The organism is Cytobacillus sp. FSL K6-0129 (assembly GCF_038007625.1).
GTDB classification, from domain to species: domain Bacteria; phylum Bacillota; class Bacilli; order Bacillales; family Cytobacillaceae; genus Cytobacillus; species Cytobacillus kochii.
The window spans coordinates 4,508,889-4,533,291 of sequence record NZ_JBBOXM010000001.1; the positions used below are offsets into that span (position 1 = coordinate 4,508,889).

General features: G+C 34.1%; 3 protein-coding genes. All 3 read left to right on the forward strand.

All coding sequences use genetic code 11. The features are described from left to right. The first annotated feature begins 27 nt into the window (after positions 1-27). The 3 genes from MHI57_RS22870 (at position 28) to MHI57_RS22880 (ending at position 24,378) form a co-directional block, all read left to right on the forward strand. On the forward strand, positions 28-8,331 hold the full coding sequence (locus tag MHI57_RS22870) for an amino acid adenylation domain-containing protein (RefSeq protein WP_340978283.1): 8,304 nt from the start codon (positions 28-30) through the stop codon (positions 8,329-8,331). 245 nt (positions 8,332-8,576) lie between these two features. Beyond that, positions 8,577-21,119 carry an amino acid adenylation domain-containing protein gene (locus MHI57_RS22875; RefSeq protein WP_340978285.1) on the forward strand — a complete coding sequence of 4,181 codons (12,543 nt, stop codon included), beginning with the start codon at positions 8,577-8,579 and terminating at the stop codon, positions 21,117-21,119. A gap of 232 nt (positions 21,120-21,351) precedes the next feature. After that, positions 21,352-24,378 carry a cyclic peptide export ABC transporter gene (locus MHI57_RS22880; protein WP_340978286.1) on the forward strand — a complete coding sequence of 1,009 codons (3,027 nt, stop codon included), beginning with the start codon at positions 21,352-21,354 and terminating at the stop codon, positions 24,376-24,378. Positions 24,379-24,403 lie beyond the last annotated feature (25 nt).

Here is a 24,403-nt window from a genome sequence, read left to right on the forward strand (position 1 = left end):
AATCCCCTTCTGAAAGGAGCTATCTCAATGACTATAGGTAATAATACATCAAACTTAGAGGTTGAAAAGGAATATTGGTTGAAAAAATTAAGTGGGGAAATAGATGTAACACAGTTTCCTATTATAAAATCCCATAATATTGATGGAAGGCTTATAAAAGATTTTAAATTTCAATTAGATCGTAATGACTATGAACAAATTATGAGCATTTGTAATAATTCTTTACATAGTTTACATTCGTTTCTGACTACTGTATTAAAAGTAATTTTGTATAAATATTCGGGGAATAAAGATATCTGTATTGGTACGCCTATTTTTATCGATAATTATGAAAAAGAATATTTGAATAATATTTTAATTCTTAGAAATCAAGTTACTGATTATCAAAGATTTAAGGATTTTCTTTTAAGTGTTCACCAAACTACAACTGAAGCTTCAAGAAACCAAAACTTTCCTATTACGCAGTTGGGTAATAAATTGAACATTCAAAGTAATAATGTTTACGATTTATCTAATGTGATTATTGTTTTAGATAAATTACAAAGTGAGAATGTGTTAAAAAATGAAAATTACGATATAGCTTTTTGCTTCGATAAACAGGATAAAGGACTTATGATAAACATTAAATTTAATTCATATTTGTATTCTGTTAATTATGTTCAACAACTAGCATTACACTTTATTAATCTAATAAAAAGTGTTATATCTGATTTGAATCAACCAGTAAAAAACATAGAGTTACTATCTATCAAGGAAAAAAAACAGATTCTGGAGGAATTTAATGATACTCAAGTAGACTATCGAAAGGATCTTACGATCCAGGCTCTGTTTGAAGAACAAGTAGAGAAAACACCAAATAAGGTGGCAGTAGTAGTCGGTAATCAAGAAATGACTTACAACGAACTAAATGCACGATCGAACCAACTAGCACATACATTACGAGATCGTGGTGTAAAGCCAGATGATGTGGTAGCTATCATGGTGGAACGTTCGTTTGAAATGATTGTAAGTATAATGGGAGTACTCAAAGCAGGTGCAGCTTATTTACCAATCGATCCAGAGCTACCAATAGAGCGAATTAATTATATGTTGAAGGATAGCCGAACGGAGATTTTAGTAAGTCAAGTAACACTTTCAGAGGAGTTAACGTTTGAAGGAGTATGTCTGAGTTTAGAGAAGGAAAGTGTCTTTTCTAGGATTCGAGAGAATCCAATATATGTCAATAAGGCACAGGACTTAGCATATGTAATATATACATCAGGTTCAACGGGTAAGCCAAAGGGTGTAATGATTGAACATCAATCGGTTATTAATCGACTAATGTGGATGCAACGAAAGTACCCATTAAGTCAAAGTGATAGTATTTTACAAAAAACACCATATATGTTTGATGTATCGGTATGGGAATTATTCTGGTGGGCTTTAAGTGGGGCAAGGCTATGTTTCTTAGCTCCAAACGAGGAAAAGAATCCAAGTTCTGTAATCAATGCAATTAAGAAGTATGGAATCACAACAATTCATTTTGTGCCAACAATGTTAGATATTTTTGTTAAGCAGGTTAAAAATAATCAATCAAAAAATACATTAGTAAGTTTGAGAAGGATATTTGTTAGTGGAGAAGAGCTAAAATGGAACCAAGTACAACATTATAACCAAGTAATAGGTAAAGAATATTCAACAGAATTAATTAACCTCTATGGTCCAACAGAAGCAACAGTAGACGTCTCTTATTTTGATGTAAAAGAATTGACAGATAAAGTAGTTCCTATTGGAAAACCAATTGACAATATACATTTATATGTTGTAAATGAACATGTACAACTCCAACCAATTGGAGTGCCAGGAGAACTGTGTATCGCTGGGGACGGAGTCGCCCGAGGTTATCTTGGGAATCCAACCTTAACGGCAGAAAAGTTTGTCGAGAACCCATTTGTTCCGGGAGAACGGATGTATAAAACAGGAGATTTAGCTCGTTGGTTACCAGATGGAAATATAGAGTTTTTAGGAAGAATTGACCATCAAGTAAAAATTCGAGGGTTCCGTATCGAATTGGGAGAAATTGAAAGTGTTTTAGATCAAAATAACGAAATATTTAAAAGTGTAGTTCATTTATACCGTAATTCAGAGGGCGAACAAGATATTGTTGCTTATTTTATTCCTAGAAAAGATAAGAGTTCAATATATTTAGATGATATTGAAAGTAAGACATCTGGTTGGAGAGATATTTGGGATAATACATATGAGGATAGTAAAGATTTAAATGATTTCAATACAGTTGGATGGAATAATAGTTATGATGGTGAAAAGATACCTGAAGAAGAAATGAAAGAATGGTTAGATAACTCTGTAAGGAGAATTATGTATCATAACCCAATGAATGTGTATGAAATTGGTAGTGGTACTGGGATGTTGTTGTTAAGAATTGCAAGAGCATCTAATTATTATTTAGGTAGTGATTTTTCCTTCGAGGCTATTAAATATTTGAAAAGTGTTATACAAACAAACAATTTATTAAATACAGAAGTGTTACACCAAGAGGCATTGGACTTTTCTAATATAAAAAATAAAAATTTAAATCTGATAGTAATGAATTCTGTTGTACAATACTTTCCGAATTCTAATTATTTAGTTACGGTTATTAGGAATTGTATAGAGTTTATTAATGACAAGGGAACTATTTTTATTGGTGATGTAAGGAATTTAGATTTATTAGAAGAATTTTACTTTTCCTTATTATTAAATAAAAAACAAAAATTGTCGCTTAGTGATTTTAAACGTTCAAAGAACCAATTAGAGTTGTCCGAATCCGAATTGATAATTGATCCATTATTTTTCTTCTCATTACTAAATGAAATGCGTGATATCACACATGTTGAAATAAAACTTAAAAATGAGTTGAACTTTAATGAGATGACTAGATATAGATATGATGTTGTATTACATGTAAATAAATCAAAGGATGTTAAGCCAGTTGGATTTAATTCATATCAGAAGCTTACTTGGAATAATGATATTCAAAGTGATGACGAAATAATTAAATTTATAGAGAAAGAGAGTAAGAATTATATTCTTATAGAAGGAATACCTAATGAAAAGGTATTTAGTATAACACAAAAGCTTAAAGTGTTAAAGGGAAAAGGGATAATTGAAAATAATAACAATACTTCTGCAATGCGTACTTTAGATCTGATTTCATTAAGAGAGAAATTATCTAAAGAATATGAGTTGGAGAAAATTTGGTCTGGTCCAAATAACAATGAGTTTTATAATCTAGTTATTTTTAAAAAGTCTATTCTTTTGTCAAATAATCAGTTTACTCTTCCATCATGGAATCATAGTAACTTTGAACTAAAACATTGGAGTGAATATACTAACATTCCTACTAAAAGTGTCTATAATCAAATTTTAATAAATAATATAAAAAAATATCTAAAATCAAAATTACCTAACTATATGATTCCATCGTATTTTGTACCATTAGATGCCTTGCCGTTAAATGCCAATGGAAAAGTGGATCGTAAAGCGCTTCCTGAACCAAAGGGCTATCTTGCATCTGAGGTACCGTATGTTGCACCACAAACTGATATCCAACAGATGGTAGTGGATATTTGGCAAGAGGTATTGGGAGTGGAACAACCAATTGGAATCCATGATAACTTTTTCGAATTAGGGGGACATTCTTTACGGGCAACAACCGTGATGGCAAAAATTCATCAAAATATGGATGTGGAAGTACCTCTTCGGGTGATTTTCCAGAGTCCAACGATTGAAGAAATTGCATCCTACATTGAAAAAGCACAAAAACAACAATTTAAGTCCATTAAAGTCGTGGAAAAACAGCCTTATTATCCAGTCTCAGCGGCACAGAAACGAATGTATATTTTAAACCAAATGGACAAACAAAGTACTTCGTACAATATGCCCGCAGTGCTTACTTTAGAAGGAAGTGTAGACTTCACACGGTTAGAGAATGCATTTAATCAGCTGGTGGAACGCCATGAAGCATTCCGTACGGAATTCATTATAAAAGATGGTGTACCAGTTCAACGGGTAGTAGATTCAGTTCCTTTTTCAGTCCAGGTCTTAGAAAAGACGGAGGTCGCTGTAGAAGAACAAATCCAATCGTTTATTCAACCTTTTGATCTACAACAGGCACCGTTACTAAGGGTGGGACTTCTTCAGGAGTCTGAAGAACAGCATATTTTAATAATTGATATGCATCATATCATTTCCGATGGCCATTCATTAACCTTGTTAACTGAAGAATTTTCAACACTTTATGCCGATGGAGCGTTACCAGACCTACGAATTCAATATAAGGATTATGCTGTATGGCAACAATCCCAATTAAAAAGCGATGAGATGAAGGAACACAAGGAGTACTGGTTGAAACAGTTTGAATCCGGTATTCCAATACTGGACTTACCAACTGATTATCCACGTCCAGCTGTTCAGAGTTATGAAGGGGATAGTGTGGATTTCACCCTTAGTCAAGAGGTCACAGAGAAACTCCGAGAAATCGCAAAGAAACACAATGTAACGATGTACATGCTTCTGTTCGCTGCGTACAACACGTTATTGTACAAATATACGGGCCAAGAAGAAATAGTGGTAGGGACACCGATTGCGGGAAGAACTCACGCGGATATGGAGAAAATCGTGGGAATGTTTGTCAATACCTTGGCATTAAAGATGAACCCGCGAGGGGACATGGCGTTTTCAGAGTTTCTAGCACAGGTTAAAAGTCAGACTCTTGAGGCATACCAACACCAAGATTATCAATTTGAAGAATTAGTTGAACAACTAGATGTAGAACGAGATATGAGCCGACACCCGTTATTTGATACCATGTTTAATTTTGAAACGATTGATAGCCAAGCATTAAGTATGGCCGATCTTATAGTTGAGCCGTATACCTATGAATCATTGATTACAAAATTTGATTTATCATTTGGTATTACAGAAACTAATGATGGATTGATGGGTGCAATTGAATTCAGTCAAAAGTTATTTAAACGAGAAACAATCGAACGATGGAAAACACACTTTATTGAGCTATTAACTCAACTTTCTGTCAACGGAGAAGACCAACGAATAGCGGATATTGGAGTGCTAACTCAGTCAGAACGAAAACAGATTCTGGAGGAATTTAATGATACTCAAGTAGACTATCGAAAGGATCTTACGATCCAGGCTCTGTTTGAAGAACAAGTAGAGAAAACACCAAATAAGGTGGCAGTAGTAGTCGGTAATCAAGAAATAACTTATAACGAACTAAATGGACGAGCAAATCAATTGGCAAGAATGTTAAATCAAAAATATGGGGTCTTAGCTAAAGATGTTGTGGCAATAGATACTGAAACTTCATTGGAAACAATAATTGGAATGTTAGCTATATTTAAATTGAATGCAATATGTTTGCCGTTGGATTTGCAATTACCTAGTAAAAGAATTTCTCATATTTTAAATGAAAGTAAACCTACTATACTAATAGGAAAAAAAGGATTGGATAAGAAATTTAAATTAAACTTAGTTGTGCCAACATTAGAAGAAATGAAGAATTATAAGAAGGACAATCTAAAGATAGTTGGAGACGCAAAGGACACTATATATATTATTTACACTTCAGGTTCAACGGGAGTTCCTAAGGGGGTAATGTTAACTAATTATGGAATTGTAAACCATGCTTACATGAAAGTACAAGAATTGAACTTAACTAGTAGTGATATAGTTTGCCAGAATTTAAGTATGAATTTTGTGGCATCGATATGGCAAGTAATATCTCCGTTATTAATAGGGGCTAGAACTATATTATATAATGAATCTGTGAAAAAAGATGTCTATTCTTTGCTTCAAAGAGTTCAGGCAGACAGTGTTACGGTTCTTGAAGTTGTGCCTTCTTTAATTAGCACCTTAAAGGACAATATAAATTTCAACAGAAATAAAACTATAGATTTTCCGTCTTCTCTAAGAGTATTGATTTTAACAGGAGAAAGAGTAAAGAGGGAAGTAGTGGACCAATTTAGAGAATGGAATGAACTAGAAATATTTAATGCCTATGGGCAAAGTGAATGTTCGGATGATACTTTGCACTTTAGAGTTTCAAATGACTATAAAGGAATAAATATTCCAATAGGAAGACCATCGCATAATACGAAAGCATATATATTGAATAAAAATAATAAAATCCAACCTATTGGAGTACCAGGGGAATTATGTATCGCTGGGGACGGAGTGGCCCAAGGTTATCTTGGGAATCCAACCTTAACGGCAGAAAAGTTTGTCGAGAACCCATTTGTTCCGGGAGAACGGATGTATAAAACAGGAGATTTAGCTCGTTGGTTACCAGATGGAAATATAGAGTTTTTAGGAAGAATTGACCATCAAGTAAAAATTCGAGGGTTCCGTATCGAATTGGGAGAAATTGAGAATACGCTTCTATCTCATCCTTTGGTTCAAGATACGGTGGTTATCTCTAGGAAGGAAGTGTCGGATGAAGATTTCTTATGTGCGTATATAGTAGCATCGCAAGATGCATCTGTATCTGAATTACGCACTCACTTAGCTAAAACGTTGCCTGACTATATGATTCCATCGTATTTTGTACCAGTAGATGCCTTGCCGTTAAATGCCAATGGAAAAGTGGATCGTAAAGCGCTTCCTGAACCAAAGGGCTATCTTGCATCTGAGGTACCGTATGTTGCACCACAAACTGATATCCAACAGATGGTAGTGGATATTTGGCAAGAGGTATTGGGAGTGGAACAACCAATTGGAATCCATGATAACTTTTTCGAATTAGGGGGACATTCTTTACGGGCAACAACCGTGATGGCAAAAATTCATCAAAATATGGATGTGGAAGTACCTCTTCGGGTGATTTTCCAGAGTCCAACGATTGAAGAAATTGCATCCTACATTGAAAAAGCACAAAAACAACAATTTAAGTCCATTAAAGTCGTGGAAAAACAGCCTTATTATCCAGTCTCAGCGGCACAGAAACGAATGTATATTTTAAACCAAATGGACAAACAAAGTACTTCGTACAATATGCCCGCAGTGCTTACTTTAGAAGGAAGTGTAGACTTCACACGGTTAGAGAATGCATTTAATCAGCTGGTGGAACGCCATGAAGCATTCCGTACGGAATTTATTATAAAAGATGGTGTACCAGTTCAACGCGTAGTAGATTCAGTTCCTTTTTCAGTCCAGGTCTTAGAAAAGACGGAGGTCGCTGTAGAAGAACAAATCCAATCGTTTATTCAACCTTTTGATCTACAACAGGCACCGTTACTAAGGGTGGGACTTCTTCAGGAGTCTGAAGAACAGCATATTTTAATAATTGATATGCATCATATCATTTCCGATGGCCATTCATTAACCTTGTTAACTGAAGAATTTTCAACACTTTATGCCGATGGAGCGTTACCAGACCTACGAATTCAATATAAGGATTATGCTGTATGGCAACAATCCCAATTAAAAAGCGATGAGATGAAGGAACACAAGGAGTACTGGTTGAAACAGTTTGAATCCGGTATTCCAATACTGGACTTACCAACTGATTATCCACGTCCAGCTGTTCAGAGTTATGAAGGGGATAGTGTGGATTTCACCCTTAGTCAAGAGGTCACAGAGAAACTCCGAGAAATCGCAAAGAAACACAATGTAACGATGTACATGCTTCTGTTCGCTGCGTACAACACGTTATTGTACAAATATACGGGCCAAGAAGAAATAGTGGTAGGGACACCGATTGCGGGAAGAACTCACGCGGATATGGAGAAAATCGTGGGAATGTTTGTCAATACCTTGGCATTAAAGATGAACCCGCGAGGGGACATGGCGTTTTCAGAGTTTCTAGCACAGGTTAAAAGTCAGACTCTTGAGGCATACCAACACCAAGATTATCAATTTGAAGAATTAGTTGAACAACTAGATGTAGAACGAGATATGAGCCGACACCCGTTATTCGATACCATGTTTAATTTGTTAACTTATGACAAATCATCTTATAGCAAATCAACATTAAGTAGTATGAAAGCTCAGTCGCATAATTTAAGTAGATCAAATTCTAAATTTGATCTGTCTATGCTCATAGAAGACCATATAAAGATAATTAAAATTAATTTGGAATATAATACTGATTTATATAAGGTAGAAACTATTTATCAAATTCGAGATCGATTTTTAAGGTTAATGGATATAATTATTACAGAATTTGATAAGGAAATTAAAAATATTGAATTATTATCAGACAAAGAAATTAGAGCTATAAATGAAATACTAACTAATCATCGTAAGTCCTTAAGTGTGGATTTAAATCTATAATAAATATAAAAATTATAAGATTTATTTATACGCTTTAGATACTTATAATACCAAATATTCTAGTTTTGTAAGTAATATTGCTATTGAATGGATAACATGAAAAATTAAGTAATACTACTGCAGATGAATTAGGTGCAATATAGCTAAAAGTAATATCTAAAGTCAACTTGCTCATTGGTATATTGCACCTATATATTACGAAATAATGATCGTAATTCAAGATTATATAAAGTGAGGTATTATATATGGGAATGCTCTTAAAAGATTCAAAAGAATACATTCAATCTCTAGAATACTGGAAAAGAACACTTTCTTTAGAAATGGAACATATCAAAGTTGAAAAAGATTTCAAAGAAAAAAGTGAATATCATTATAAAAGCCATAAGTTTAATTTAAATTCCAGTATTTCAAACAAATTAAATGAAATTACAAATGATAATGATTTGTCTCTTTACATAATATTGTTATCAGCTTTTAAAATATTCTTATCTAAAATCACTAATAGAAAAGATATACTTATATTTTCTCCAATTTATAAGAATAATGGGATTAAACAATTTCTACCTTTCCAGACCTTCGTAGATAGTAATACTTCTTTCGAAAATATAGTGAATAGCATTAAGGATACGGTTATAAATGGGTATGAAAATCAGTTTTTTCCATTAAATAGTTTAAATGACTCTACAATGAATATAAATAATGCTAAAAGTTCTATTATGTTAATTTTAAATAATATTCACAGTGAGTACGAATTGAGTGAGTTAAAAAATGAGTTCACAGTAGTTTTTAGTAAAATAGATAATAGGATTACCTGTGAAACAAGGTATAATTGTTCCTATTATAAAAAAGATACAATCGTTTCACTTATGCAAATGTTTATTTTCATTATTGAACAAGTAATAAAGAATGCCAAAATAATTATTTCGGAAATAAATTTGGTACCGGAAGACGAACTTCTCCAAATCAATCAAAAGTTTAACAATACTAAGCAATTTAATAAAAAGTATAAGCCATTACATAAACAGTTTGAAGAACAAGTAGAAAAGACACCAAATAAGGTGGCAGTAGTAGTCGGTAATCAAAAGATGACTTATCGAGAGATAAATGAAAAAGCTAATCAATTAGCATACTATTTACACGGAAAAGGTATCTCACGTAATAAACTAGTAGGGGTTTTATTAGAAAAATCTTTTGATTTTATAGTTAGTATTCTAGCAATTATGAAGGCTGGGGGAGGTTTTATGCCTCTTGAGCCTAAAATGCCTAAGGAACGAGTTAAACGTATAGTAGATAATAGTGGAATTTCCTTTTTACTAACAAATAAGTCCAATATTGACCTTGTTAAAACTATAGACGTTTCCGTAATTCGTGTAGATACTTTTTCAGTATTCTCTAATAGAATAGATAACTTAAAAAATGAAAACCGAATTACTGATTTATTATATGTACTGTATTCTTCTGGTACAACAGGTACGCCAAAAGGAATTATGCAAAATCACAAAACTTTAGGGAACCTTCTATCCTATGAGGAAAAACAACTAAAATTACAGTCTAGTGTTATTAGTCAATTTGCTTCTATCGGTTTTGATGTGTGTTATCAAGAAATATTTAGTGCACTATTGTTCGGTGGAAAACTAGTTTTAATAGATGATGATGCAAAAAAAGACACTAGAGAATTATTAAATATCATAGAGTACAATAAAGTAAATATTTTATTTTTACCAACAGCATTTTTAAAATTTTTTGGTAGGGATAAGCAATTTTTAAATGCCTTGTCCTCTAGTATTAACCATATTATTGTTGCTGGTGAAACTTTAGTAGTGCCCGAGGAACTGAAGAGATTTTTGAAAGTCAGAAACGTTTATTTGCACAATCATTATGGACCGACTGAAACACATGTTGTGACTGCTAATGTTATAAATGCTAATGAGGGAATCGATACCTATCCATATATTGGAAAGCCGATTAATAATACTAAAATCTATATTTACGATTCAGATAATAACTTACAACCAATAGGAGTACCAGGAGAATTGTGTGTTGCTGGGGACGGAGTGGCCCAAGGTTATCTTGGGAATCCAACCTTAACGGCAGAAAAGTTTGTCGAGAACCCATTTGTTCCGGGAGAACGGATGTATAAAACAGGAGATTTAGCTCGTTGGTTACCAGATGGAAATATAGAGTTTTTAGGAAGAATTGACCATCAAGTAAAAATTCGAGGGTTCCGTATCGAATTGGGAGAAATTGAGAATACGCTTCTATCTCATCCTTTGGTTCAAGATACGGTGGTTATCTCTAGGAAGGAAGTGTCGGATGAAGATTTCTTATGTGCGTATATAGTAGCATCGCAAGATGCATCTGTATCTGAATTACGCACTCACTTAGCTAAAACGTTGCCTGACTATATGATTCCATCGTATTTTGTACCAGTAGATGCCTTGCCGTTAAATGCCAATGGAAAAGTGGATCGTAAAGCGCTTCCTGAACCAAAGGGCTATCTTGCATCTGAGGTACCGTATGTTGCACCACAAACTGATATCCAACAGATGGTAGTGGATATTTGGCAAGAGGTATTGGGAGTGGAACAACCAATTGGAATCCATGATAACTTTTTCGAATTAGGGGGACATTCTTTACGGGCAACAACCGTGATGGCAAAAATTCATCAAAATATGGATGTGGAAGTACCTCTTCGGGTGATTTTCCAGAGTCCAACGATTGAAGAAATTGCATCCTACATTGAAAAAGCACAAAAACAACAATTTAAGTCCATTAAAGTCGTGGAAAAACAGCCTTATTATCCAGTCTCAGCGGCACAGAAACGAATGTATATTTTAAACCAAATGGACAAACAAAGTACTTCGTACAATATGCCCGCAGTGCTTACTTTAGAAGGAAGTGTAGACTTCACACGGTTAGAGAATGCATTTAATCAGCTGGTGGAACGCCATGAAGCATTCCGTACGGAATTCATTATAAAAGATGGTGTACCAGTTCAACGGGTAGTAGATTCAGTTCCTTTTTCAGTCCAGGTCTTAGAAAAGACGGAGGTCGCTGTAGAAGAACAAATCCAATCGTTTATTCAACCTTTTGATCTACAACAGGCACCGTTACTAAGGGTGGGACTTCTTCAGGAGTCTGAAGAACAGCATATTTTAATAATTGATATGCATCATATCATTTCCGATGGCCATTCATTAACCTTGTTAACTGAAGAATTTTCAACACTTTATGCCGATGGAGCGTTACCAGACCTACGAATTCAATATAAGGATTATGCTGTATGGCAACAATCCCAATTAAAAAGCGATGAGATGAAGGAACACAAGGAGTACTGGTTGAAACAGTTTGAATCCGGTATTCCAATACTGGACTTACCAACTGATTATCCACGTCCAGCTGTTCAGAGTTATGAAGGGGATAGTGTGGATTTCACCCTTAGTCAAGAGGTCACAGAGAAACTCCGAGAAATCGCAAAGAAACACAATGTAACGATGTACATGCTTCTGTTCGCTGCGTACAACACGTTATTGTACAAATATACGGGCCAAGAAGAAATAGTGGTAGGGACACCGATTGCGGGAAGAACTCACGCGGATATGGAGAAAATCGTGGGAATGTTTGTCAATACCTTGGCATTAAAGATGAACCCGCGAGGGGACATGGCGTTTTCAGAGTTTCTAGCACAGGTTAAAAGTCAGACTCTTGAGGCATACCAACACCAAGATTATCAATTTGAAGAATTAGTTGAACAACTAGATGTAGAACGAGATATGAGCCGACACCCGTTATTTGATACCATGTTTAATTTTGAAACGATTGATAGCCAAGCATTAAGTATGGCCGATCTTATAGTTGAGCCGTATACCTATGAATCATTGATTACAAAATTTGATTTATCATTTGGTATTACAGAAACTAATGATGGATTGATGGGTGCAATTGAATTCAGTCAAAAGTTATTTAAACGAGAAACAATCGAACGATGGAAAACACACTTTATTGAGCTATTAACTCAACTTTCTGTCAACGGAGAAGACCAACGAATAGCGGATATTGGAGTGCTAACTCAGTCAGAACGAAAACAGATTCTGGAGGAATTTAATGATACTCAAGTAGACTATCGAAAGGATCTTACGATCCAGGCTCTGTTTGAAGAACAAGTAGAGAAAACACCAAATAAGGTGGCAGTAGTAGTCGGTAATCAAGAAATGACTTACAACGAACTAAATGCACGATCGAACCAACTAGCACATACATTACGAGATCGTGGTGTAAAGCCAGATGATGTGGTAGCTATCATGGTGGAACGTTCGTTTGAAATGATTGTAAGTATAATGGGAGTACTCAAAGCAGGTGCAGCTTATTTACCAATCGATCCAGAGCTACCAATAGAGCGAATTAATTATATGTTGAAGGATAGCCGAACGGAGATTTTAGTAAGTCAAGTAACACTTTCAGAGGAGTTAACGTTTGAAGGAGTATGTCTGAGTTTAGAGAAGGAAAGTGTCTTTTCTAGGATTCGAGAGAATCCAATAAATATCAATAAGGCACAGGACTTAGCATATGTAATATATACATCAGGTTCAACGGGTAAGCCAAAGGGTGTAATGATTGAACACAACAGTATTATAAATATTTATTCTTCTTGGAGAGAAAAATATAAATTAAATGCTAATACAAGATTAATTCAATTAGCAAAAGTATCTTTTGATGTATTTACTGGTGATCTCTGTCGAAGCTTGTTGATTGGTGGAACTATGGTTATTTGTCCTTCAGATATAATATTAAATCAAAAGGAATTATATAGAGAATTAGAAAATCAGCAAATAAATATAATCGAAGCAACGCCTTCTGTAATCTTGCCACTTTTAGATTATACATTTTCTAATAATTTAGAATTAAATTTCCTGAGATTTTTAATAATAGGATCAGATATATTATCAGTATTTGAATTTAATCAAGTAACAAAAAGGTATAGTGAGGCCATAAGAATTATTAATTCTTATGGTGTTACCGAAGCAACAATTGATTCAAGCTACTATGAAGCTTCAAAGGATAAACCTCTAAATACTACTAATGTGCCCATAGGAAAGCCTTTTAGTAATGTATATTTATATATATTAAACAATAATAACAAAATCCAACCAATAGGAGTACCAGGGGAATTATGTATCGCTGGTGAAGGAGTCGCTCGAGGATATCTTGGGAATCCAACCTTAACGGCAGAAAAGTTTGTCGAGAACCCATTTGTTCCGGGAGAACGGATGTATAAAACAGGAGATTTAGCTCGTTGGTTACCAGATGGAAATATAGAGTTTTTAGGAAGAATTGACCATCAAGTAAAAATTCGAGGGTTCCGTATCGAATTGGGAGAAATTGAGAATACGCTTCTATCTCATCCTTTGGTTCAAGATACGGTGGTTATCTCTAGGAAGGAAGTGTCGGATGAAGATTTCTTATGTGCGTATATAGTAGCATCGCAAGATGCATCTGTATCTGAATTACGCACTCACTTAGCTAAAACGTTGCCTGACTATATGATTCCATCGTATTTTGTACCAGTAGATGCCTTGCCGTTAAATGCCAATGGAAAAGTGGATCGTAAAGCGCTTCCTGAACCAAAGGGCTATCTTGCATCTGAGGTACCGTATGTTGCACCACAAACTGATATCCAACAGATGGTAGTGGATATTTGGCAAGAGGTATTGGGAGTGGAACAACCAATTGGAATCCATGATAACTTTTTCGAATTAGGGGGACATTCTTTACGGGCAACAACCGTGATGGCAAAAATTCATCAAAATATGGATGTGGAAGTACCTCTTCGGGTGATTTTCCAGAGTCCAACGATTGAAGAAATTGCATCCTACATTGAAAAAGCACAAAAACAACAATTTAAGTCCATTAAAGTCGTGGAAAAACAGCCTTATTATCCAGTCTCAGCGGCACAGAAACGAATGTATATTTTAAACCAAATGGACAAACAAAGTACTTCGTACAATATGCCCGCAGTGCTTACTTTAGAAGGAAGTGTAGACTTCACACGGTTAGAGAATGCATTTAATCAGCTGGTGGAACGCCATGAAGCATTCCGTACGGAATTTATTATAAAAGATGGTGTACCAGTTCAACGGGTAGTAGATTCAGTTCCTTTTTCAGTCCAGGTCTTAGAAAAGACGGAGGTCGCTGTAGAAGAACAAATCCAATCGTTTATTCAACCTTTTGATCTACAACAGGCACCGTTACTAAGGGTGGGACTTCTTCAGGAGTCTGAAGAACAGCATATTTTAATAATTGATATGCATCATATCATTTCCGATGGCCATTCATTAACCTTGTTAACTGAAGAATTTTCAACACTTTATGCCGATGGAGCGTTACCAGACCTACGAATTCAATATAAGGATTATGCTGTATGGCAACAATCCCAATTAAAAAGCGATGAGATGAAGGAACACAAGGAGTACTGGTTGAAACAGTTTGAATCCGGTATTCCAATACTGGACTTACCAACTGATTATCCACGTCCAGTTGTTCAGAGTTATGAAGGGGATAGTGTGGATTTCACCCTTAGTCAAGAGGTCACAGAGAAACTCCGAGAAATCGCAAAGAAACACAATGTAACGATGTACATGCTTCTGTTCGCTGCGTACAACACGTTATTGTACAAATATACGGGCCAAGAAGAAATAGTGGTAGGGACACCGATTGCGGGAAGAACTCACGCGGATATGGAGAAAATCGTGGGAATGTTTGTCAATACCTTGGCATTAAAGATGAACCCGCGAGGGGACATGGCGTTTTCAGAGTTTCTAGCACAGGTTAAAAGTCAGACTCTTGAGGCATACCAACACCAAGATTATCAATTTGAAGAATTAGTTGAACAACTAGATGTAGAACGAGATATGAGCCGACACCCGTTATTTGATACCATGTTTAATTTTGAAACGATTGATAGCCAAGCATTAAGTATGGCCGATCTTATAGTTGAGCCGTATACCTATGAATCATTGATTACGAAATTTGATTTAACACTTGGTATTACAGAAACTAATGATGGATTGATGGGTGCAATTGAATTCAGTCAAAAGTTATTTAAACGAGAAACAATCGAACGATGGAAAACACACTTTATTGAGCTATTAACTCAACTTTCTGTCAACGGAGAAGACCAACGAATAGCGGATATTGGAGTGCTAACTCAGTCAGAACGAAAACAGATTCTGGAGGAATTTAATGATACTCAAGTAGACTATCGAAAGGATCTTACGATCCAGGCTCTGTTTGAAGAACAAGTAGAGAAAACACCAAATAAGGTGGCAGTAGTAGTCGGTAATCAAGAAATGACTTACAACGAACTAAATGCACGATCGAACCAACTAGCACATACATTACGAGATCGTGGTGTAAAGCCAGATGATGTGGTAGCTATCATGGTGGAACGTTCGTTTGAAATGATTGTAAGTATAATGGGAGTACTCAAAGCAGGTGCAGCTTATTTACCAATCGATCCAGAGCTACCAATAGAGCGAATTAATTATATGTTGAAGGATAGCCGAACGGAGATTTTAGTAAGTCAAGTAACACTTTCAGAGGAGTTAACGTTTGAAGGAGTATGTCTGAGTTTAGAGAAGGAAAGTGTCTTTTCTAGGATTCGAGAGAATCCAATAAATGTCAATAAGGCACAAGACTTAGCATATGTAATATATACATCAGGTTCAACGGGTAAGCCAAAGGGTGTAATGATTGAACATCAATCGGTTATGAATATATTTTTTAGCATGTTAAATAATTTAAATTTCAATGGAGACTATACGACATTAAGTTTAACAACTATTTCTTTTGATATTTTTGTACTAGAAACTATTTTCCCAATTACTAGCGGTATGAAAGTGATAATTGAAAAAGAAAAACACGATGAGGTATTTCTGAAAGAATTAATAGGGGATTCTAACATTAATACTTTACAACTTACGCCATCAAGATTTAAGAGTTTAATGAGATTTGAAGGATTCTCTGAACTTTTGTCAAACATTGAAACATTATTAATTGGTGGTGAAGCTATATCAAGAGATTTAATAGAAATTATTAAGAGACATACTAAAAACGATATTTATAATGTGTATGGACCGACTGAAACGACTATTTGGTCAACTGTTAAAGTATTATCTCATGGTGACGAGTTATCCATCGGGAAACCAATCAATAATACAAGGATTTATATTTACGATCCGGAGAATAATTTACAACCGATCGGCATTCCAGGAGAACTGTGTATCGCTGGAGACGGAGTCGCTCGAGGTTATCTTGGGAATCCAACCTTAACGGCAGAAAAGTTTGTCGAGAACCCATTTGTTCCGGGAGAACGGATGTATAAAACAGGAGATTTAGCTCGTTGGTTACCAGATGGAAATATAGAGTTTTTAGGAAGAATTGACCATCAAGTAAAAATTCGAGGGTTCCGTATCGAATTGGGAGAAATTGAGAATACGCTTCTATCTCATCCTTTGGTTCAAGATACGGTGGTTATCTCTAGGAAGGAAGTGTCGGATGAAGATTTCTTATGTGCGTATATAGTAGCATCGCAAGATGCATCTGTATCTGAATTACGCACTCACTTAGCTAAAACGTTGCCTGACTATATGATTCCATCGTATTTTGTACCAGTAGATGCCTTGCCGTTAAATGCCAATGGAAAAGTGGATCGTAAAGCGCTTCCTGAACCAAAGGGCTATCTTGCATCTGAGGTACCGTATGTTGCACCACAAACTGATATCCAACAGATGGTAGTGGATATTTGGCAAGAGGTATTGGGAGTGGAACAACCAATTGGAATCCATGATAACTTTTTCGAATTAGGGGGACATTCTTTACGGGCAACAACCGTGATGGCAAAAATTCATCAAAATATGGATGTGGAAGTACCTCTTCGGGTGATTTTCCAGAGTCCAACGATTGAAGAAATTGCATCCTACATTGAAAAAGCACAAAAACAACAATTTAAGTCCATTAAAGTCGTGGAAAAACAGCCTTATTATCCAGTCTCAGCGGCACAGAAACGAATGTATATTTTAAACCAAATGGACAAACAAAGTACTTCGTACAATATGCCCGCAGTGCTTACTTTAGAAGGAAGTGTAGACTTCACACGGTTAGAGAATGCATTTAATCAGCTGGTGGAACGCCATGAAGCATTCCGTACGGAATTCATTATAAAAGATGGTGTACCAGTTCAACGGGTAGTAGATTCAGTTCCTTTTTCAGTCCAGGTCTTAGAAAAGACGGAGGTCGCTGTAGAAGAACAAATCCAATCGTTTATTCAACCTTTTGATCTACAACAGGCACCGTTACTAAGGGTGGGACTTCTTCAGGAGTCTGAAGAACAGCATATTTTAATAATTGATATGCATCATATCATTTCCGATGGCCATTCATTAACCTTGTTAACTGAAGAATTTTCAACACTTTATGCCGATGGAGCGTTACCAGACCTACGAATTCAATATAAGGATTATGCTGTATGGCAACAATCCCAATTAAAAAGCGATGAGATGAAGGAACACAAGGAGTACTGGTTGAAACAGTTTGAATCCGGTATTCCAATACTGGACTTACCAACTGATTATCCACGTCCAGTTGTTCAGAGTTATGAAGGGGATAGTGTGGATTTCACCCTTAGTCAAGAGGTCACAGAGAAACTCCGAGAAATCGCAAAGAAACACAATGTAACGATGTACATGCTTCTGTTCGCTGCGTACAACACGTTATTGTACAAATATACGGGCCAAGAAGAAATAGTGGTAGGGACACCGATTGCGGGAAGAACTCACGCGGATATGGAGAAAATCGTGGGAATGTTTGTCAATACCTTGGCATTAAAGATGAACCCGCGAGGGGACATGGCGTTTTCAGAGTTTCTAGCACAGGTTAAAAGTCAGACTCTTGAGGCATACCAACACCAAGATTATCAATTTGAAGAATTAGTTGAACAACTAGATGTAGAACGAGATATGAGCCGACACCCGTTATTTGATACCATGTTTAATTTTGAAACGATTGATAGCCAAGCATTAAGTATGGCCGATCTTATAGTTGAGCCGTATACCTATGAATCATTGATTACAAAATTTGATTTATCATTTGGTATTACAGAAACTAATGATGGATTGATGGGTGCAATTGAATTCAGTCAAAAGTTATTTAAACGAGAAACAATCGAACGATGGAAAACACACTTTATTGAGCTATTAACTCAACTTTCTGTCAACGGAGAAGACCAACGAATAGCGGATATTGGAGTGCTAACTCAGTCAGAACGAAAACAGATTCTGGAGGAATTTAATGATACTCAAGTAGACTATCGAAAGGATCTTACGATCCAGGCTCTGTTTGAAGAACAAGTAGAGAAAACACCAAATAAGGTGGCAGTAGTAGTCGGTAATCAAGAAATAACTTATAACGAACTAAATGGACGAGCAAATCAATTGGCAAGAATGTTAAATCAAAAATATGGGGTCTTAGCTAAAGATGTTGTGGCAATAGATACTGAAACTTCATTGGAAACAATAATTGGAATGTTAGCTATATTTAAATTGAATGCAATATGTTTGCCGTTGGATTTGCAATTACCTAGTAAAAGAATTTCTCATATTTTAAATGAAAGTAAACCTACTATACTAATAGGAAAAAAAGGATTGGATAAGAAATTTAAATTAAACTTAGTTGTGCCAACATTAGAAGAAATGAAGAATTATAAGAAGGACAATCTAAAGATAGTTGGAGACGCAAAGGACACTATATATATTATTTACACTTCAGGTTCAACGGGAGTTCCTAAGGGGGTAATGTTAACTAATTATGGAATTGTAAACCATGCTTACATGAAAGTACAAGAATTGAACTTAACTAGTAGTGATATAGTTTGCCAGAATTTAAGTATGAATTTTGTGGCATCGATATGGCAAGTAATATCTCCGTTATTAATAGGGGCTAGAACTATATTATATAATGAATCTGTGAAAAAAGATGTCTATTCTTTGCTTCAAAGAGTTCAGGCAGACAGTGTTACGGTTCTTGAAGTTGTGCCTTCTTTAATTAGCACCTTAAAGGACAATATAAATTTCAACAGAAATAAAACTATAGATTTTCCGTCTTCTCTAAGAGTATTGATTTTAACAGGAGAAAGAGTAAAGAGGGAAGTAGTGGACCAATTTAGAGAATGGAATGAACTAGAAATATTTAATGCCTATGGGCAAAGTGAATGTTCGGATGATACTTTGCACTTTAGAGTTTCAAATGACTATAAAGGAATAAATATTCCAATAGGAAGACCATCGCATAATACGAAAGCATATATATTGAATAAAAATAATAAAATCCAACCTATTGGAGTACCAGGGGAATTATGTATCGCTGGGGACGGAGTGGCCCAAGGTTATCTTGGGAATCCAACCTTAACGGCAGAAAAGTTTGTCGAGAACCCATTTGTTCCGGGAGAACGGATGTATAAAACAGGAGATTTAGCTCGTTGGTTACCAGATGGAAATATAGAGTTTTTAGGAAGAATTGACCATCAAGTAAAAATTCGAGGGTTCCGTATCGAATTGGGAGAAATTGAGAATACGCTTCTATCTCATCCTTTGGTTCAAGATACGGTGGTTATCTCTAGGAAGGAAGTGTCGGATGAAGATTTCTTATGTGCGTATATAGTAGCATCGCAAGATGCATCTGTATCTGAATTACGCACTCACTTAGCTAAAACGTTGCCTGACTATATGATTCCATCGTATTTTGTACCAGTAGATGCCTTGCCGTTAAATGCCAATGGAAAAGTGGATCGTAAAGCGCTTCCTGAACCAAAGGGCTATCTTGCATCTGAGGTACCGTATGTTGCACCACAAACTGATATCCAACAGATGGTAGTGGATATTTGGCAAGAGGTATTGGGAGTGGAACAACCAATTGGAATCCATGATAACTTTTTCGAATTAGGAGGTAATTCTTTAAAAATCATAAAGTTATTTACGAAAATAAAGTATATGTTTTTACCTGATTTAAGCTTAAAAGACCTATTCTTAAGTAACACAATTGAAAAAATTTCTCTAAAAATCGATGGGAATTCGACTAGTATAACTCAAGAGGGCTTTACATTAATCAATAGACAAGGGGGAGAAGATGTTTTTTGTTTTCCTCCTTTATACGGATATGGATTGATATATAAAGATTTAGCAGATTTATTAGATAGCAAACTATATATAACTAATTATTATGAGGATGAGGAGGATATAATAGAATATTATTCACAGAAGATAATAGATACTAATAATTTTGGTGAATATACTCTATTAGGTTATTCAGCAGGTGGTATATTAGCGTACCAAGTTGCAGAAAACTTAGAAAAAAAAGGTTTCAAGATAAAAAGAATAATTATGATAGATACATTACCATTGGAAGAAAATAAGGAAATAAATATTGTAAACTTAGATTTATATGAAGAAGAGCTAAGACAGAGTTTGAAAGATTATAATTTACCATTTAGTTTGGAAGCAGTGGTTAGAAAGTCTACAATGTATTACAAATATTTAACTAATACACAAATAAATGGTTGTATCAAAGCCGAAATGTTAATTATTAGTTCTTTAAGTAATGAACCTGAAGTATTCAAAACGTGGGGCAAATATACAAAAGAAAATATTAAAATCTACCCGGGATACGGTGTACATTCGAATATGTTAAATACTGAGTCAGTCAAACAAAATGCAACTGTGATTAATCGATTATTATAAGGTTTGAATTTTTGAGTTATAAATATATCATGGACACGACTCAATAGAGTTCGAGAGAAAAAATATTCAGAATTTATGAAAGTTGTGTCCATATATATAGAATAGTTAATTTAAATGTGATTAATTATAGTATTGTCCTAAAATTTAACAAAGAGGAATTAAAGGTCAATGAAATATTGAAATAAATATTTAAAATATACCCAATTTTAAAAGTGGTAACAGGGAGAAGATTATGAGAAGAATATTTACAATATTACTTATAAGTCTCATACTTTGTAATATAAACCCTTCCTATATTCATGGAATAGAAGAAAAGAACGATAGGGTTAATGAAATATCTAATTATATTGAAAATAATTTCGATAAACTTGACGTACCAGGTTTAAGTATTGGAATTATTAAAGACGGAGAAATAAACTACCTAAATTTTGGTTATTCTAATTTAGAAGAGAAGATTCCAACAACAAATAATACAAATTTTGAGGTAGGTTCTATAACAAAGTCATTTACAGCTTTGAGTATTCTAAAACTAGAAGAAGAAGGCAAGCTATCATTAAAAGAAAATGTATCTAAGTACTTCCCAAATTTTTTTGTACTGTATGATGGTAATAAATATGACATAACTATTGAACAATTATTAAATCAAACCAGTGGAATCGGTGAGAAGTCAATAAATTTAATCCGGGAAAATCCTGATGATGACGCCTTAGAACAACTTGTGAATAAGATTAAAGGTATCCAACTAACATCGAGACCGGGTACTCACTTTGCGTATACTTCTATTAACTATGACATTCTAGGAGCTGTTATTGAAAAAGTTACAGGAAACAAGTATGAGGAATATATTTATTCAAATATCTTACTACCTTTAGATATGGATAATTCCTATATAGGGGCTAAGAGATTAGATAAAGATCTTGCAATAGGTTATAAGATAAGTTATTTTACTCCAAGAGAATATCAACCTCCAATTTTTAGAAATAATTATCCTGCTGGTTATTTAGTTTCAAATACTGAAGATATGATGAAGTGGTTAAAAGTACAATTAAGAATTACCAATAGTGATTTAAGTAATTTGGCTGTAAACACCCAAGAACCTAATAAGAATGTTTCTTCTAAGAATAATATGTTTTACGGAAATGGATGGTACATTACTACAAATAGATTTGATGAGATTAATCACAGTGGAAGTAATCCTAATTTTTCTTCATATATATCCTTTAGTAAGCAAAAAAATATGGGTATTGTTATTTTAGGGAATTCAAATTCAGAGAATTTTTTTGAGTTAGCTACATATATAACATCGTTTCTTTATGGAGATCCTTTACTGGAATTAGTTAATAGTTCAAGTAAAATAGATACTATTCTTTCTATACTATCCTTTATTTTCTTTATTCTATGCCTGCTATTAGTATTTTATAGTGGATTTATTATATATAGAACTATATTGGGGCATAGGTATATCGAATTCAAAAAACTGAAAAAAAGAAAATTATTTGTATTTCTTGCTTTCCTAATTCCGATATTATATGGAATTTACCTCTTTCCTGAAGCATTTGCAGGGATAGATTGGTATAATGCAATTGTATGGGGACCAGCTAGTTTTAAATTCTTTATGATTAGTATTCTATGCCTATTAGGGTTAGTATATATCGTTTACATTTTACTGTCATGTTTTCCAAGCAAAAATATTTATTTAAAAGATGCTCCCGAAATTTTGACTCTAGGAGTAATATCTGGCCTATGTAATACATTAATAATAGTATTAGTTACAACTGCAATTAACGGTTATAGTGAGAATAAGTTTTTAATTTATTATTTTATTTTATTTTTAATTATTTATATAATAGGGAGAAGAACTTTAGAGGTTAAGTTAGTAGATATTACTCAATCGATAATAAAATCTCTAAGAGAAAAGGTCTTTGATAAACTATTTAAAACTAAATACGAGGATTTTGAAAAGATGGAATCTGGTAAAATCATAACAACAATTACAGATGACATTAATCGCATTGGTGATCTTGCTGGGTTTGCAGTTATGATTGTAACTAGCTTAATTACTATTATCTCGGCATTCATTTATTTGGGTACCATATCAAAATCGGCAACATTAGTCACAATATTAATAGTTGTTATATTAGTTGCAATTTATTCAATTTTTGATGGTAGAGCAAGCTCTTATTTTAATGTTGCAAGGGAAACACAAAATAAACTAATGGCAAAAGTAGAGTCATTTATAATTGGATTTAAAGATCTTTCTCTCCATAAAGCGAAAAGATATGAATACAAGGATGAATTAATAAAGGTAAATTCTGAATACAAGTTAAATAATGTAAATGCGTTTAAAATGTTTATAAACGCTTTTATGTTTGGAGAATCATTATTTATTATAGTGCTTGGGTTTATAGTATTTAGTTATTCAAGTATTTTCAATCATATAAGTCTGGTTGAACTGACTACATTTGTAATGATTTTGCTTTATATATTAGGTCCTATTAACACGATTCTAAATGCATTACCTCAAATAGCGCAAATTAGAGTGGCTATAGATAGGGTGAAATCATTATTATACCAATTTCCTGAAGTAGCAGAAGAGGAAAATGTTGAATTAGAGATTAGGTATAAGATAAAAAAATTAACTGTAAATAATTTAACTTTTGAATATAGTGATAATGGTATAGGGTTTAAAATTGGACCTATTAATTTTAATGTAAATGAAGGAGAAGTGTTATTTATAATTGGTGGTAATGGTAGTGGGAAAACTACACTAATAAAATTGATAACAGGATTATATAGGCCGAATAGTGGAAAAATTAAGATTAATGATAAAGAAATAAACGTACAATCTATTAGTGAACAAATATCTGCAGTATTTTCTGATTCATTTTTATTTGAAAGAATATATAATACTGATTTGATCAATGAAGATAAAACTATAGGTGATTATTTAAAACTTTTGGAATTAGATTCTGCAGTTAAAGTCGAGGGGAATTATTTTAGTACTACTTTGTTATCTACTGGACAGAAAAAAAGAATGCATTTATTAAGGTGTTATTTAGAGGGTAAACCGATATTTATTTTTGACGAATTAGCTGCAGATCAAGATCCACATTTTAGAAAAATATTTTACCGTGAACTAATACCAAGGATGAAAGCTGAAGGAAAAATAGTTATTGCAGTAACGCATGATGACCAATACTTTGATGTTGCTGATAAAATTTTTAAGGTGGATATGGGAAAAATGGTTACTTATCATTAGGGTAAGACTGATGTAGAAAATTGAA

Coding starts and splice junctions, on each gene's coding strand:
- MHI57_RS22870 (WP_340978283.1), top strand. CDS start 28: ATGACTATAGGTAATAATACATCAAACTTAGAGGTTGAAAAGGAATAT.
- MHI57_RS22880 (WP_340978286.1), top strand. CDS start 21,352: ATGAGAAGAATATTTACAATATTACTTATAAGTCTCATACTTTGTAAT.
- MHI57_RS22875 (WP_340978285.1), top strand. CDS start 8,577: ATGGGAATGCTCTTAAAAGATTCAAAAGAATACATTCAATCTCTAGAA.